The organism is Kitasatospora sp. NPDC048239, from assembly GCF_043202015.1.
In the GTDB taxonomy this organism is placed as follows: Bacteria; Actinomycetota; Actinomycetes; order Streptomycetales; family Streptomycetaceae; genus Kitasatospora.
Window position 1 is genome coordinate 199320 of sequence record NZ_JBICZP010000004.1, and the last position, 13760, is coordinate 213079.

At 73.6% G+C, this 13760-nt stretch carries 14 protein-coding genes; 4 read left to right on the forward strand and 10 right to left on the reverse strand.

The annotated features are described in order from the left end of the window. The first annotated feature begins 246 nt into the window (after positions 1 to 246). Together ACGFZP_RS12190 and ACGFZP_RS12195 are read left to right on the forward strand one after the other, a co-directional pair. On the forward strand, positions 247 to 1737 hold the full coding sequence (locus ACGFZP_RS12190) for an NCS2 family permease (protein ID WP_392931328.1): 1491 nt from the start codon (positions 247 to 249) through the stop codon (positions 1735 to 1737). Positions 1738 to 1824: 87 nt separating this feature from the next. Further along, complete coding sequence (locus ACGFZP_RS12195) at positions 1825 to 3015, forward strand: XdhC family protein (RefSeq protein ID WP_392931330.1); 1191 nt, start codon at positions 1825 to 1827, stop codon at positions 3013 to 3015. Between the two features lie 24 nt (positions 3016 to 3039). On the opposite strand, the gene ACGFZP_RS12200 is transcribed toward ACGFZP_RS12195, so the two are convergent. Beyond that, complete coding sequence (locus ACGFZP_RS12200) at positions 3040 to 3333, reverse strand: hypothetical protein (protein ID WP_387945951.1); 294 nt, start codon at positions 3331 to 3333, stop codon at positions 3040 to 3042. A 168-nt stretch (positions 3334 to 3501) separates the two neighbouring features. Between ACGFZP_RS12200 and ACGFZP_RS12205 the strand changes: the two genes are divergently transcribed. After that, the gene (locus ACGFZP_RS12205; protein ID WP_392931332.1) at positions 3502 to 3795 is read left to right on the forward strand and encodes a hypothetical protein; all 294 of its coding nucleotides are present in this window, start codon (positions 3502 to 3504) and stop codon (positions 3793 to 3795) included. Between the two features lie 12 nt (positions 3796 to 3807). Here ACGFZP_RS12205 and ACGFZP_RS12210 read toward each other — a convergent pair whose 3' ends face one another. Beyond that, positions 3808 to 4428: a LysE family translocator gene (locus ACGFZP_RS12210; RefSeq protein ID WP_392931334.1), complete on the reverse strand. Its 621-nt coding sequence runs from the start codon at positions 4426 to 4428 to the stop codon at positions 3808 to 3810. Positions 4429 to 4446: 18 nt separating this feature from the next. After that, complete coding sequence (locus ACGFZP_RS12215) at positions 4447 to 4653, reverse strand: cold-shock protein (RefSeq protein ID WP_392931335.1); 207 nt, start codon at positions 4651 to 4653, stop codon at positions 4447 to 4449. Between the two features lie 111 nt (positions 4654 to 4764). Between ACGFZP_RS12215 and ACGFZP_RS12220 the strand changes: the two genes are divergently transcribed. Next, the gene (locus ACGFZP_RS12220) at positions 4765 to 5031 is read left to right on the forward strand and encodes a WYL domain-containing protein (protein WP_392931337.1); all 267 of its coding nucleotides are present in this window, start codon (positions 4765 to 4767) and stop codon (positions 5029 to 5031) included. Here the strand turns inward: ACGFZP_RS12220 and ACGFZP_RS12225 are convergent. The 7 genes from ACGFZP_RS12225 to ACGFZP_RS12255 form a co-directional block, all read right to left on the reverse strand. Further along, positions 5022 to 5936 carry an SDR family oxidoreductase gene (locus ACGFZP_RS12225; RefSeq protein WP_392931339.1) on the reverse strand — a complete coding sequence of 305 codons (915 nt, stop codon included), beginning with the start codon at positions 5934 to 5936 and terminating at the stop codon, positions 5022 to 5024. The two genes, ACGFZP_RS12220 and ACGFZP_RS12225, sit on opposite strands and share 10 nt — an antisense overlap. A 300-nt stretch (positions 5937 to 6236) precedes the next feature. Continuing rightward, positions 6237 to 7970, reverse strand: a complete 1734-nt coding sequence (locus ACGFZP_RS12230; RefSeq protein ID WP_392931341.1) for an SDR family oxidoreductase — start codon at positions 7968 to 7970, stop codon at positions 6237 to 6239. Continuing rightward, positions 7967 to 8809 (reverse strand): M24 family metallopeptidase, encoded by an 843-nt coding sequence (locus ACGFZP_RS12235; RefSeq protein WP_392931343.1) that lies wholly within the window; start codon positions 8807 to 8809, stop codon positions 7967 to 7969. Before ACGFZP_RS12235 ends, ACGFZP_RS12230 begins: the two co-directional genes overlap by 4 nt. A gap of 15 nt (positions 8810 to 8824) precedes the next feature. After that, a complete protein-coding gene (locus ACGFZP_RS12240) occupies positions 8825 to 9910 on the reverse strand; it encodes a PDR/VanB family oxidoreductase (RefSeq protein ID WP_392931344.1) in 1086 nt (361 codons plus the stop codon). 26 nt (positions 9911 to 9936) lie between these two features. Beyond that, positions 9937 to 10857, reverse strand: a complete 921-nt coding sequence (locus ACGFZP_RS12245) for a metal-dependent hydrolase (protein WP_392931346.1) — start codon at positions 10855 to 10857, stop codon at positions 9937 to 9939. Between the two features lie 211 nt (positions 10858 to 11068). Then, a complete protein-coding gene (locus tag ACGFZP_RS12250; protein ID WP_392931348.1) occupies positions 11069 to 11848 on the reverse strand; it encodes an IclR family transcriptional regulator in 780 nt (259 codons plus the stop codon). A 219-nt stretch (positions 11849 to 12067) separates the two neighbouring features. Continuing rightward, a complete protein-coding gene (locus ACGFZP_RS12255) occupies positions 12068 to 13528 on the reverse strand; it encodes a catalase (protein ID WP_392931350.1) in 1461 nt (486 codons plus the stop codon). Between the last annotated feature and the right edge of the window lie 232 nt (positions 13529 to 13760).

The following is a 13760-nucleotide window of genomic DNA, read 5'->3' on the forward strand; positions in this document are numbered from 1 at the left end:
ACCCGCACCACCGGCACCACCAACGCAGTGAAGAGCACCACCCATGCACCAACTGACACGAAGCGAACGCTCCATCCCGCTGCCTCTCCCACGCCGGGGTTCTGCAGCGGTGCGCACCACCTACGCACCGCAGGCACCGCCACAGAGTGCGCCCAGTGAGTCGAGTAGTCCCCCTGTGCCAACTTCGTTGACTGGCTGTCAGGTCGGCTCGCCCACCCCAACCCCCTTTGACACTTGGGAGTGGACATGACCCGGATTCCCACGGAGCCCGGCACCACTGAAGACAGACCCGCCGAGGACGACACCCCCATGTCGCCCCCGGCCAGCTCCCCGAGGAACGCGCTGGACGCGTACTTCAAGGTCTCCGCCCGGGGATCGACCCTCGCGAACGAGCTTCGCGGCGGCCTCACCACCTTCATGGCGATGGCCTACATCGTCCTGCTCAACCCGATCCTGCTCGGCGGCGCCGACAAGACCGGATTCAAGCTCGACCACTCCCAGCTGACCACCGCCACCGCGCTGGCCGCGGCCGTCACCACCATCCTCATGGGTGTGATCGGCAACGTCCCGCTGGCGCTGGCCGCCGGTCTCTCGGTCTCCGGCGCGGTCTCCGCGATCGTCGTGCCGAACACCACCTGGCCGCAGGCCATGGGCCTGTGCATCGTCTACGGCCTGCTGATCGTGCTCCTTGTCGTCTCCGGCCTCCGGCAGAAGATCATGGACGGCATCCCACTGCCGCTCAAGCACGCCATCACCATCGGCATCGGCCTCTTCGTCGCCCTGATCGGCCTGGTCAAGGCCGGCTTCGTGCACCACGGCCCGGACCCGTACGGGCCGCCCGTGTCGCTCGGCCCCAAGGGTGAGCTGGTCGGCTGGCCCGTCCTGATCTTCGCGGTCACCCTCCTGGCGATCTTCGTCCTGCTCGCCCGCAAGGTCCGCGGTGCCATCCTCATCGGCATCGCCGGCGGCACCGCGCTGGCCTTCGTCGTCAACGCCGTGGTCGACCTGCCCGAGCACACCTGGGCCAGCTCGATCCCGGAGTGGCCCGGCAGCCCGGTCGCCGCCCCCGACTTCGGCCTCTTCGGCAAGGTCGACCTGTTCGGCGCCTTCGGCAGCCAGGGCATGGGCGCCATCAGCGCCTCCGTCGCGGTCTTCACCCTCGTCCTGGCCGGCTTCTTCGACGCGATGGCCACCATCATCGGCGTCGGCACCGAGGCGGGTCTCGCCGACAAGCAGGGCCGGATGCCCGGCCTCTCCAAGGCGCTGTTCATCGACGGTGCCGGCGGCGCGGTCGGCGGCCTGGCCGGCGCCTCCGGGCAGACCGTCTTCGTGGAGTCCGCCACCGGCGTCGGGGACGGCGCCCGGACCGGCCTCGCCTCCACCGTCACCGGCGCACTCTTCGCCCTGATGCTGTTCTTCTCGCCGCTCGCCGGCATCGTCCCGGTCGAGGTCGCCTCCGCCGCCCTCGTCGTCATCGGCTCGATGATGATGAGCCAGGCCCGCCACATCGACTGGTCGGACCGCGAGATAGCCATCCCGGCCTTCCTCACCTGCGTCCTGATGCCCTTCACCTACAACATCACCGCGGGTGTCGCCGCCGGCGTCATCTCCTACGTGACCATCAAGGCCGGCACCGGCAAGTGGCGCGAGCCCGGCGTGCTGATGTGGATCCTGACCGCGGTCTTCGTGGTCTACTTCGCCCTCACCCCGGTCAAGTCCTGGCTGGGCGCCCACTAGCAGCACCGCCGCCGTACGGGAATCGTTTCCCGTACGGCGGCACCCCCCTTCCGCTCACCATCCGCGATCCGTGAGGAGCTCCCCGACATGCAGGACATCGCCGAGCAGCTGCAGGCCTGGCACGCGTCCGGGCGCTCCTTCGCCGTGGCCACGGTGGTCGGGGTCTCCGGCAGCGCGCCGCGCGACCCGGGGGCCGCGCTCGCCGTCGACGCCGGGGGCGAGGCGATCGGGAGTGTCTCCGGCGGCTGCGTCGAGGGGGCCGTGTACGAGCTGTGCCAGGCGGCGATCGCCTCCGGCGAGCCGGTGCTGGAACGGTTCGGCTACAGCGACGAGGACGCCTTCGCGGTCGGCCTGACCTGCGGCGGCATCCTGGACGTCTTCGTCCAGCCGATCACCCCCGGCGCCGACGCCGCGCTCGACGCGGGCATCACCTACATCGCCTCCGGCACCCCCGTGGCGCTCGCCCGGGCCATCGCCGGGCCGTCGGCCCTGGTCGGGGCCACCGTCTGCGTCACCGCCGACACCCACCACGGCGCCCTCTCCCCCGCGCCCTCGACGGTGGCCGCCCTGGAGCGCGCCGTCGTCGCCGAGGCCCGGGCCATGCTGGACGCCGGCCGCACCGGGAGGCTCGTCCTCGGCCTGGACGGGCGGCCCTGCGACGACGCCGACCAGGGCACCGTCACCTTCTTCGTCGAGTCCTACGTGCCCGCGCCCCGGATGATCGTCTTCGGCGCGATCGACTTCGCCGCCGCCGTGGTGCGGATCGGCCGGTTCCTCGGCTACCACGTCACGGTGTGCGACGCCCGCCCGGTCTTCGCCACCGAGCGGCGCTTCCCCGAGGCCGACCAGGTCGTCGTCGACTGGCCGCACCGCTACCTCGACTCCCAGCTCGACCGGATCGACGGCCGGACGGTGCTCTGCGTCCTCACCCACGACGCCAAGTTCGACATCCCGCTGCTGGAGCGCGCCCTGCGGCTGCCCCTCGGGTACGTCGGCGCGATGGGCTCGCGCCGCACCCACCGGGACCGCGACGCCAAGCTGCGCGAGGCCGGCCTGACCGAGGCCGAGATCGCCCGGCTGCGCTCGCCGATCGGCCTGGACCTCGGCGCCCGCACCCCCGAGGAGACCGCCGTCTCCGTCGCCGCCGAGATCATCGCCCACCGCCGGGGCGGCAGCTGCCTGCCGCTGAGCGCCGGCGACGGGCCGATCCACCACGACCTGGCGCGCGCCCAGGAGCCGGCCGGCGCCGCCGGAAAGCCGCGGCCGCACGCGGCGTGAGCCCCTGCCCGTCGGCGCCGGGCTTCAGCGCACCACGTTGTAGGCCTCGCACAGCAGCGCCGGCGTGGTCGGGATGCCGACCTCCTGGAGGATCGGCATCAGCACCGCCGCGAAGTGCTCGAAGGCCTCGCGGGACTCCCACACGTCGGTGACGTGCCAGCCGCCGTCCGGCGACGGGCCCGCCGCGTGCAGGACCAGCCCGCGCACCGGCCAGTCCGACGGCGAGTGCAGCCCGGTACCGCCGGTCAGCCGGTCCACGGCCTCCTCGTACTGCGCCTGGCCGACGCCGGGGAACTCGAACGCCGCGATGATCGCCATGGGGCTGCTCCTGCCTGGTGGGCTGTCGCCTCCCATGCAGCCCCGCCCCCGCCCGGACGGCCATCCCGGCGCCCCCACCCGGGTGACGTTGCGGGCCCCGGACGGCGGCGGCACGCTGGAGATCAGGGATCCGCCCTGACGCCCCGGTCCGGGGAAGGGAGCACCGCCATGCGCGCCCTGCTGGAAATCACCCTCGACACCGCGACCACCAACCGGCTGATCGCCGACGGCGCGGTCGCCGGGATCTTCGACCGCCTCATGGACGACCTCAAGCCCGAGGCCGCCTACTTCTTCTCCCGCAACGGCCGGCGCAGCCAGATCATCGTCGTCGACGTGCCGGACGAGGCCGCGCTGCCCGGCATCTGCGAACCGTTCTGGCTGGAGTTCAACGCCGACGTCGACGTGCACCTCTGCATGGACCCCGCCCAACTGCGCGAGGGCCTCGGACGCCTCGGGCGCTGAGCCGCCGGGGCCCTACTGCGAGGCCGCGAGCCGCAGGCCGAAGCCGACCACCACCACGCCGGTCACCCGGTCCAGCACGCGCCGCGCGGCCGGCCGCCGCAGCCACCCGCGCAGCACCCGGGCGAAGCCGACCAGGACGGCCGACCAGAGCAGCCCCTCCACGACGTGGACGCAGGTCAGCGCGACGCCGGCGGCGAAGTGCGGGGCCGCCGCCGGGATGAACTGCGGCAGCACCGCCACGTAGAAGACGCCGACCTTGGGGTTCAGCAGGTTGGTCAGCGTGCCGCGCCGCCAGCCGTACCGCAGGCCCCCGCCGACCGGCCCCTCCTCGGGCGCCGCCGCACCGCCCCGGGCGCGCAGCATGCCGACGCCCATCCAGACCAGGTAGGCGGCCCCGGCCCAGCGCAGCACCTCGTACGCGAGCTGGGAGGCCGTCAGCAGGGCGGTCACCCCGGCCGAGGTGAGGGTGCCCCAGATCAGCGTGCCGGTCTGGATGCCGAGCACCACGCCCCAGGCCTGGCGACGGCGGCCGAGGGCCGCCGTGCGCAGGACCAGGGCGGTGTCGAGGCCGGGAGTGAGGGTGAGCAGCCCCACGACGAGTGCGAAGGACCACAGGGCCGTCGAGATCTCCATGGCCCCTGATCGTAGGGGCTACACCGGCCGCACCCGCTCGGCCACCGGGCGGCCCTCCTGCTCGGTCGGGTCGTACTCCACCCGCTGCCCCTCGGTCAGCGCCCGTTCGCGCTCCGAGCCCTGGATCGAGTCGAAGTACACGTACAGCGCGGGCCCGTCGTCGTCGGGGGTGATCATGCCGTAGCCGTGATCCACGTGGTAGGACTGCACGGTGCCGGTGGCCATGGGGAGCTCCTTCGCTTCCGCGGGGTGATGGACCTCCTGGGTACCAAACCCCCGGGCCCGCACCGGCCACGACGCGCCCGACGCCCCCTGGGATCGGGACGACCGGAAGGGGTGGACGTCCGGCTCAGCCCGCTCGGCGCCGAGCGGCTCCCGCACCTGTTGGAGCCGCTGGCGGCCCGCCAGGCGCTGGACTCCGCCGGGGAGCCGGACGGCGACGGCTGGATCACCGTCCGGCTCCCGGTCGAATCGTCGGAGGTCGCCTACGAGGAGCTGCTGCGGCTCGGACCTGAGGCGGAGCTGCTCGAACCCCCGGATCTACGGCGCCGGTTGGCGCGGGCGGCGGCCCGCACCGCGGCGCTGTACACCGCTCAGCGGTAGCCGGCCGCGTCCAGCGGGGCGTCCGCCGCCTCCGCGTCGACCAGGTAGCTCCAGGCGTCCGGGCGGCTGCCGTCCAGGTCGGTGAAGCCGTACTCCCTCGCCAGGGCGCCGCTGGAGAGCGAGGCGGCGTTGAAGCGCCGCACCTCCGGGTCGCCGGCCAGCGCGACCACCGCGCGGCCGACGTAGGCGGGCGACTCGGAGATGCCGAAGTCCGGGTGCTCCACCACCGCCTCGCGCCAGGTCTCCTCGGTGACCCCGAAGTGCTCCAGCATCATCTCCGAGCGCAGCCAGCCGGGGGTCAGCGCGACCGCGGTCGCACCGCGTGGGCCGAGCTCGTGGCCCAGCGCGAAGGCCATCCGCAGCACCGAGGACTTGGCGAGATCGTAGAAGAGGGAGTTGCGGTAGCGGGTGGCGTTGTACTCGGCGGTGCCGTCGGTCATCTCCACCACCAGCCCGCCAGGGCGTCGCAGCAGCAGCGGCAGCAGGTGGTGGTTGGTGATCGCGTGCGTCTCGACGGCGAGGCGCAGCAGCCGCAGCCCGTTGTCGAGGTCGTGCTCCCAGACCGGCTTCTCCCACTCGAAGAGGTTCTCGCCGCCCCAGATGTCGTTCACCAGCAGGTCGAGCCCGCCCTGCTCGGCCTCGACCCGCTCCGCCACGGCCGCGACCTCGGCGGGGACGAGGTGGTCCGCCCGGACGGCGATCCCGTGGCCGCCGGCTGCCGTCACCAGCGCCGCCGTCTCCTCCAGGGTCTCCGGCCGGCCGTACTCGGAGCGCCGGCCCCCGGCACTGCGGCCCGTCGCGTAGACCGTCGCCCCGGCGGCCCCCAGCTGCACCGCGATCCCCCGCCCGGCTCCCCGGGTCGCCCCGGCGACCAGTGCGACCCTGCCCTTGAGCGGCTGTCCCATGTCGTGCCCTTCCGTGGTGGTTCCTCCGGCACCACCGATGCTGTCGTGGAATCCCGACGCCTGCTGTCCGGATTCCCGATGCCCTGCCTGCGAACGTACGGCGCCGGCACCGTGCGCATACGGCTCTCAAGCGCACCGTTGCGGCTGCGGAGTTCCGCACCGACACGATCCCGAACATCGACCGGCGCGAATTCCGGGCGGTCAGGCCGCTGACCATGCACAAGGCGTTCCGGATCCTGCCGTTCGGCCTGTGGGCCGCGGCTCTGCGGGCCCTGTGGGGGGCAGGGCCCGCGGGGGTGGTCAGGTGATGTTGAGGCGGGCCGCGAGGCGTAGCAGGCCCGGGGAGAGGCGGCTCAGGAGGCGGGCCGCCTTGGCCTCCGGGGTGACCGGGACGACCGGCCTGCCGGTGCGGACGGCGTGCAGGATCGCGGTGGCGACCTTCTCCGGCGGGAATCCGCGGCGGGCGTAGAGCCTCGCGGCGCGGGCCTGCTTGGCGGCCTGCTGGTCGGGGGTGGTGGCGGAGAAGGTGGAGGTGCGGGTGATGTTGGTGTTGACGATGCCGGGGCAGATGGTGGAGACGCCGATGCCGTGCCCGGCGAGTTCGGCGCGCAGGCAGTCGGAGAGCATGAAGACGGCGGCCTTGCTGGTCGCGTAGGCGGTCAGCGCCTTGGACGGCAGGTAGGCCGCGGCCGAGGCGAGGTTGACGATGTGGCCGCCCTGGCCGCGGTCGGCCATCAGGGTGCCGAAGGCCCGGCAGCCGTGGATGACGCCCCAGAGGTTGACGTCCAGGACGCGCTGCCACTCCTTCTCGGTGGTCTCCAGGAACGTCCCGGAGTGGCCGATGCCCGCGTTGTTGACCAGCACGTCGGGGACGCCGTGCTCGGCGGCGACCTGGCGGGCGAAGGCCTCGAAGGCGGCGCCGTCGGAGACGTCGACCCGGTAGGCGCGGGCGGGCGGGCCGACCAGTCGGGCGAGTTCGGCGGTGCGCTCGGCGGCGGGCAGGTCGAGGTCGCAGACCACCACCCGGGCGCCCTGCTCGGCGAAGGCCAGCGCGGTGGCCCGGCCGATGCCGCTGCCGGCGCCGGTGACCACGACGAGGGGGCCGGTGCCGGCCGGGTCGGTGCGGTGGCCGGCGCCGACGGCGGCGGTGAAGTCGCGGACCATGGCGGCCACGGCGCTTCCCTTCTCCAGGAGGGCGGACCAGTGGGTGGCGTGCAGGGAGCGGCGGGTCAGGTTCGGCACCCAGCGCTCCAGGCCCTCGGACAGGTAGGTGCCGACGTAGTGGTCCCGGGTGAGCGTGATCAGCTGGACGGGCACCTCGGTGGGCCGCTCGCGCGGGTTGCGCAGGGTGGGCCGCATGTTGGCCCGGTAGAGCTCGATGCCGCGGACGGCGTCCCGCCGCAGGGTGGGCTGCGGGTGGTCGGCCCGCGGGGTGACCTCCTCCAGGTCGCGCAGCACCCGGGGCCAGGCGCGGGCCAGTCCGAGCCGCCAGAGACCGGGGGCGAGGAAGGGCAGGTGGAAGGCGGTGATGTACCAGGAGGCGATGCCCTGGGTGAGCAGCTGGCGCAGGTGGCGCGGGGTGGGCCGGCGGTAGCGCTCGCGCAGCCAGTGGCCCATGTGGTCCAGGCAGGGGCCGGACATGGTGGTGTAGGAGGCGATCCGCCGCTCGGCGCCGGGGGTGGTGACGGCCTCCCAGGACTGCAGCGAGCCCCAGTCGTGGGCGACCACGTGCACCGGGCGGTCGGGGCTGACCGCGTCGGCGACCGCGAAGAGGTCGGCGGCCAGCTGGTCCAGCCGGTAGCCGTCCCGGGAGGCGGGGGCCCCGGAGGCGCCGGCGCCGCGCACGTCGTAGCGGACCACGTGGTGGTCGCGGGCGAGGTCGGCGGCGATGTCGTCCCAGACCGCGTGGGTGTCCGGGTAGCCGTGCACCAGCAGCACGGTGGGTGCGTCCGGGTCGCCCTCCTCGAAGACGGCGAGCGGCAGCCCGCCCGAGTGCACGGTGCGGCGGCGGGTGGTCTTCGGACGGGTGGTCATCGGGCCTCCTCCAGCGTGGTCCAGCGCCGCACGTGCGGCAGGTCGTCGTCGAGCCAGTAGGCGTCGTCCTCGGTGACGACGAGCAGCTCCTCGAACTTGATGCCCACCTCGCGGAAGCCGATGTGCGGCTCCACCGCCCACAGGCCCGGGGTCGGCGCGTGCCGGGAGGACCGGCCGTCCGCCCAGAGCGGGGAACGGCCGTGCAGGCGTTCGCTGATCAGCTCGCGGCCGAGCGTCTGGAGTGTACGCACCCCGAAACCGAGCACGTTCACCCCGGCCGGGCCGCGGGCGGTCGTCCTGGTCACCTGGTGGCCGATCACCCGGCCCGGGTAGACCCGGTGGCGGTTGTCGTAGCCGTGCGCGGCGATCTGCGCGTCCACCGCCGCGTACACCTCGTCGAGCGGCCGGCGGGCCCGGACCTCGGCGAGGATCAGCTCGCGGTAGACCCGGAGGTCCGCGGCGAGCCGGTCCCAGACCGGGTTGTCGCCGACCTTGCCGCCGTAGCCGATGTCGGCGGTGTAGCCGTCCACCACGGGCGCGCAGTCCAGCACGTAGGGCATGCCCTCGGCGAGCCGGCGCCCGCCGGCGAAGAACTGCAGCGGGGTGTGGAAGTGCCGGAACGCCGTCCGGTCTCCGAACCAGGCGAACGGGACGTGGAAGAAGTCCTGCACCCCGGCGGCGACCAGGCGGCGGCGCAGCTCGGCGGTGGCCTGCCGCTCGGTGACGCCCGGTTCGATCCAGGCGGCGACCTGTTCGGCGCAGTGGTAGGCGAGTTGCTGGACCTCCCGGAAGCGGGTGAGGTCGTACTCGGTGTACGGGAAGGACGGGGGTTTCGCCATCGCGGGGGCTCCTTGCTACAGGTCGAGGACGAGGGTCTCGCCCTCGGGGGCCCGGGAGACGCAGGGCAGCAGGACGCCGGCGGCGCGCTGCTCGGGGGTGAGGCGGCGGTCGCGGTGCTCGGGGGCGCCGGCCAGCAGGCGGACCTCGCAGGTGCCGCAGAAGCCCTGCCGGCAGGAGTACGGGAGGTCCGGGCGGGCCTCGCGCAGCACGTCCAGGGCGGAGCGGTCGGCGGGGACGCCGAGGGTCGGCCCGGCGGCGCCGAGGCGGACGGTGAACGGCTCGCCGCCGGTGACCGGCGCGGCGCCGAACCGCTCGAAGTGCAGGGCGGCGGACGGCGCCGCGGCCAGTGCGTCCTGGACGGCGGCGAGCATCGGGGCCGGGCCGCAGCAGTACACGGCGGCGCCGTGCGGGGCGTGCGCCAGCAGCTCGGCGCCGGTGGGGACGCCGTGCTCGTCGTCGGTGCGCAGTTCGACCCGGTCGGGGGCGAGGGCGCGCAGCTCGTCGGCGTAGGGGAGGGTGTCGGCGCTGCGGCCGACGTGGACCAGCCGCCAGTCGAGGCCGTGCCGCTGCGCCTCGCGGGCCATCGGCAGCAGCGGGGTGATACCGATCCCGCCGGCCAGCAGCAGGACGGCGGGCTCGGCGCAGAACGCGAAGCCGTTGCGGGGGCGGCGGGCCGTCAGGCGGCTGCCGGTGGGCAGCTCGTCGTGGATCTCCACCGAGCCGCCGCCACCCGCGGGCAGTCGGCGCACGGCGATCCGGTAGCCGCGGCGGTCGGCCGGGTCGCCGCAGAGCGAGTAGTGCCGCTCGCGGCCGGAGGGCAGGGCGAGGCGCAGGTGGGCGCCGGGCTGCCAGCCGGGCAGGTCGCCTCCGGACGGGTCGGCGAGGTGCAGTTCGACGACGTCGGTGGCGATCGTGCGGCGGTCGGCGACGACCAGGCGCAGCGGCCCGGCGGGGACGCTGTACGGGCGCCGGGGGCTGCGGCGCAGCAGGGGGAGGCCGAGGGCCGGGGTGTAGCGGTCGCCGAAGGCGGTGAGGCGCCGCATGAACCGGTCGGCGTGCGGGCGGCCGTACAGGTCGGGGGGCGGGGTGCGCAGGTCCATCCGGGCGGCTCTCCTGGCGTGGTCGGTCAGTGGGCGGCGGCGCGGGCGGCCGGGGAGGTGGCGAGGTAGCCGAGCGCCTGGCTGGAGGAGCCCTCCTGGGTGGGGTGGTAGCCGCGTCGCAGGTAGCGCAGTCCGGAGCGGACCGACCGGACCGGGTCGGGCAGCAGGCCGCGCCGTGCGATCAGCCGCGCCTCGCGCCAGCTGGGCCGCAGCCGGCCGTCGAGGGTGGGGTCGGCGGCGAGCAGGAAGCGGACGCCGCGGACCCAGAGGTGGACCAGCAGCGGTCCGGAGACGACCATGCCGCGGACCCGGCGCAGGTAGCCGGGGTCGAGGTGGACGAGCAGGTCGAAGGCGACGCTGCGGTGTTCGACCTCCTCGGCGCCGTGCCAGCGCAGCAGGTCGAGCATCGTCGGGTCGGCCTTGGCGCGGTCCAGGCCCGGGGAGTTGAGCACCCAGTCGCCGAGGAAGGCGGTGAAGTGCTCGATCGCCGCGATGAAGGCGACCCGTTCGATGACGTTCTCCCGGGCCTGGGCGGGCGTCAGGCCCGGCTTCTCGCCGAGGACGCGCTGGAACAGCCAGGCGACCTGTCGGACGTACGGGCGGGGGTCGAGGCCCTGGGCGAGCAGGTGGTCCAGCACCTCCTGGTGGGCCTCGGCGTGGATGGCCTCCTGGCCGATGAAGCCGAGCACCTCCTCGCGCAGCTGCTCGTCGCGGATGAGCGGGAGGGCCTCCTTGAAGGCCTTGACGAACCAGCGTTCACCCTCGGGCAGGAGCAGGTGCAGGACGTTGAGGATGTGGGTGGCCATCGGCTCGTCCGGGACCCAGTGCAGCGGCAGCCGGGCCCAGTCGAAGCGGACGTCCCGGGGGGCCAGGACGAGGTCGTCGTGCACCCGGGCGGCGGGGGCGGCGACGGCGGGGACGGGGGTGGGGGCGGTGGATCGGGGCATGGGGAGGCCCTCCTGTACCTGGGGGCGGGTGGCTCGGCCCGCGCTGGTCCGCTCGGCCTGCAGGCAACCTACTCGCGGGTAGTGGCCGCTTCAAGGGTTTCGGCAGTCCTTATCGACATCGAGTCTAATAAGTGATGTGCACCGCGGCGGCCCCCGGGAAACACGAAAGGCCCCGCCGGATCGGCGGGGCCTTCGCGGGGCTGCGGTGCGGTCAGACCGCCATGGCCAGCATCAGCGGCGCGGCACGGGCCGCGAGCAGTTCGGCGGCGGCCTTCAGCCGGTGGACGTTGTCCAGCGGCATCGAGGTGGCCAGGCAGCCGACGGTGCTGCCGGCCGTCACCGGGACGGCGGCGCAGACCGTGCCGAGCGCGTACTCCTGGATGTCCAGCACCGGCACGGTGGCCGGCTGGCGCTCCAGACGGTGCATCAGCTGGTCGGCGTCGGTGACCGTCCGGGAGGTCAGCCGCGCCACCGGGTGCCGGGAGAGGTGGTCGAGGCGGCCGTCGTGGTCCAGCTGGCTGAGCAGGCACTTGCCGATCGCACTGGCGTGCGCGGTGGCCCGGAAGTCCACCCACTCCTGCACCGCCGGGGCGTGCTCGCCCGCGGCGACCGCCTCCACCGACAACTCCCCGTCGTGGTAGCGGCTGAAGTACACCGCCGCACCCAACTCGTCGCGGAGTTCGGCCAGTTTGCGGTTGAGCCGGGCCCGCACCAGCTGCTCGCGGTTGTGCTGCCCGAGCAGCGCGAAGGTGCCGCCGAGCACCCAACCGCCGTCCTGGCACTGGAGGTAGCCCTCGATCTCCAGGATCTCCGCGAGCTGCCGGACGGTCGGCAGGCCGAGCGACGTCTCCCGGGCGAGGGTCACCAGGGTGGCGCCGTCGGGGTGCCGGTCGACGGCCTCCAGCAGTCTCAGGGCGTGCTGCAGAGAGGTGAACGGACCGGGTACACCCTGGTCCAGCATGGCGTGACGACCCGGGGCTGGTGTCGACATGTCGTCCCCTTCCGATGTCCAGCACGCGGAGCTACCCGCGGGCGTCTCCAGCCTAACCACCCCGGGGGCCCGGCAGTTGCCGTCCGCGAATATTCGGTGAAGGCGCTGGACAACAGCGGGCCCCTCCCCCACTGCCCTGGGGGGAGAGGCCCGGTGTGCGGCCGCCGGGGCGCGGGCCCCGGCGGCCGGTGAGGGCGGTCGGTCGGTGTGCGGGGGCCGTCAGCCCTCGTCGCCGGCCCGCAGCCTGGTGACGGCGGCCTCCAGGCGGGCGCCGTACTCCTCGTCGGCCGCGTGGAAGTGGGCGAGGTTCCTCTCGACGATGTCGTCGCGCGTCACCTGCGCCAGGAAGCCCGCGATGTTGTTGACCAGGCGGGACTTCTCGCCCTCCGACATCAGCCGGTAGAGCTCGCCGGCCTGGAAGAAGTCGTCGTCCTTGGTGTGCGCCGGCGTGGTGTAGGTGCCGGTGTGGCCGTCCAGCCGGACCGGCGCGGCGAGCGCGCTGTCGGTCTGGGCGGGGCCGTCGTACGAGTTGGGCTCGTAGTTCCGGGCGCGGCCCGACTTGTTGACGGCGGCGAGGCCGTCCCGGCCGTAGTTGTTCGCCTCGGTGGCCTTGGGGGCGTTGACGGCGAGCAGCGTGTGGTTGACGCCGAGCCGGTAGCGCTGGGCGTCGGCGTAGGCGAACAGCCGGCCCTGGAGCATCTTGTCCGGGGACGGGCCGATGCCGGGCACGAAGTTGTTCGGGGAGAACGCGGACTGCTCGACGTCGGCGAAGACGTTCTCCGGGTTCCGGTTGAGGACCAGGCGGCCGACCTTGACCAGCGGGTAGTCGGCGTGCGGCCAGACCTTGGTCAGGTCGAAGGGGTTGAAGCGGTACTCGGCGGCCTCGGCGACCGGCATCAGCTGGACGTAGAGGGTCCAGGACGGGAAGACGCCCCGCTCGATGGCCTGGTGCAGGTCGCGCTGGTGCGAGTCGGCGTCGGCGCCGAGCACCTCGGCGGACTGGTCGCCGTCCAGCGAGCGGATGCCCTGGTTGGTCTTGAAGTGGTACTTCACCCAGAAGGCGTCGCCCTGCTCGTTGACCCACTGGTAGGTGTGCGAGCCGTAGCCGTTCATGTGGCGGTAGGAGGCCGGGATGCCGCGGTCGCCGAACAGCCAGGTGATCTGGTGGGTGGAGGCCGGCGAGTGGGCCCAGAAGTCCCAGACGTTGTCCGCCTCCTGGACGCCGGTGAACGGGTCGCGCTTCTGCGAGTGGATGAAGTCCGGGAACTTGATCGGGTCCTTGATGAAGAACACCGGGGTGTTGTTGCCGACGAGGTCGTAGTTGCCCTCCTCGGTGTAGAACTTCAGCGCGAAGCCGCGCGGGTCGCGCACCGCGTCGCTGGAGCCCAGGTTGCCCGCCACGGTGGAGAAGCGCAGGAACAGCTCGGTGCGCTTGCCGACCTCGGAGAGGAAGGCGGCCCTGGTGTACTGCGAGACCTCGTCGGTGACCTCGAAGTAGCCGTACGCGCCGGAGCCGCGGGCGTGCACGACGCGCTCCGGGATGCGCTCGCGGTTGAAGCGGGCCAGCTTCTCCAGGAGCTGCTGGTCCTGGATGAGCAGCGGGCCGTACTCGCCGGCCGAGGCCGAGTTCTGGTTGTCGGCGATCGGCGCGCCGGACTCCGTGGTCAGGATCTTGGACATGGAGGGTCCTTCAGGTGTCGATAAAGGCGGTGCGTGGAGGGGGTGGCGGCGGGTCAGGCGCCGAGCAGGCGCCAGGCGGCCGAGCGGCGGCGGGAGGACTGCTCGCCGTCGGGGCCGTCGGCCGGCTGGAGCGCGGCGACGGCGGCGGTGGCCGCGGCCTGGTCCGCCAGCGGGCGGGCCGCGGCCAGCGCGGCGGCCTCCTCGGCGGTGAGGCCGGCCTCGGCCAGGGCGG

What these genes read in the sequence shown, in the direction of transcription:
- ACGFZP_RS12190 (WP_392931328.1), top strand. Translation starts at nt 247, where the DNA reads ATGACCCGGATTCCCACGGAGCCCGGCACCACTGAAGACAGACCCGCC.
- ACGFZP_RS12195 (WP_392931330.1), top strand. Translation starts at nt 1,825, where the DNA reads ATGCAGGACATCGCCGAGCAGCTGCAGGCCTGGCACGCGTCCGGGCGC.
- ACGFZP_RS12200 (WP_387945951.1), bottom strand. Translation starts at nt 3,333, where the DNA reads ATGGCGATCATCGCGGCGTTCGAGTTCCCCGGCGTCGGCCAGGCGCAG.
- ACGFZP_RS12205 (WP_392931332.1), top strand. Translation starts at nt 3,502, where the DNA reads ATGCGCGCCCTGCTGGAAATCACCCTCGACACCGCGACCACCAACCGG.
- ACGFZP_RS12210 (WP_392931334.1), bottom strand. Translation starts at nt 4,428, where the DNA reads ATGGAGATCTCGACGGCCCTGTGGTCCTTCGCACTCGTCGTGGGGCTG.
- ACGFZP_RS12215 (WP_392931335.1), bottom strand. Translation starts at nt 4,653, where the DNA reads ATGGCCACCGGCACCGTGCAGTCCTACCACGTGGATCACGGCTACGGC.
- ACGFZP_RS12225 (WP_392931339.1), bottom strand. Translation starts at nt 5,936, where the DNA reads ATGGGACAGCCGCTCAAGGGCAGGGTCGCACTGGTCGCCGGGGCGACC.
- ACGFZP_RS12230 (WP_392931341.1), bottom strand. Translation starts at nt 7,970, where the DNA reads ATGACCACCCGTCCGAAGACCACCCGCCGCCGCACCGTGCACTCGGGC.
- ACGFZP_RS12235 (WP_392931343.1), bottom strand. Translation starts at nt 8,809, where the DNA reads ATGGCGAAACCCCCGTCCTTCCCGTACACCGAGTACGACCTCACCCGC.
- ACGFZP_RS12240 (WP_392931344.1), bottom strand. Translation starts at nt 9,910, where the DNA reads ATGGACCTGCGCACCCCGCCCCCCGACCTGTACGGCCGCCCGCACGCC.
- ACGFZP_RS12245 (WP_392931346.1), bottom strand. Translation starts at nt 10,857, where the DNA reads ATGCCCCGATCCACCGCCCCCACCCCCGTCCCCGCCGTCGCCGCCCCC.
- ACGFZP_RS12250 (WP_392931348.1), bottom strand. Translation starts at nt 11,848, where the DNA reads ATGTCGACACCAGCCCCGGGTCGTCACGCCATGCTGGACCAGGGTGTA.
- ACGFZP_RS12255 (WP_392931350.1), bottom strand. Translation starts at nt 13,528, where the DNA reads ATGTCCAAGATCCTGACCACGGAGTCCGGCGCGCCGATCGCCGACAAC.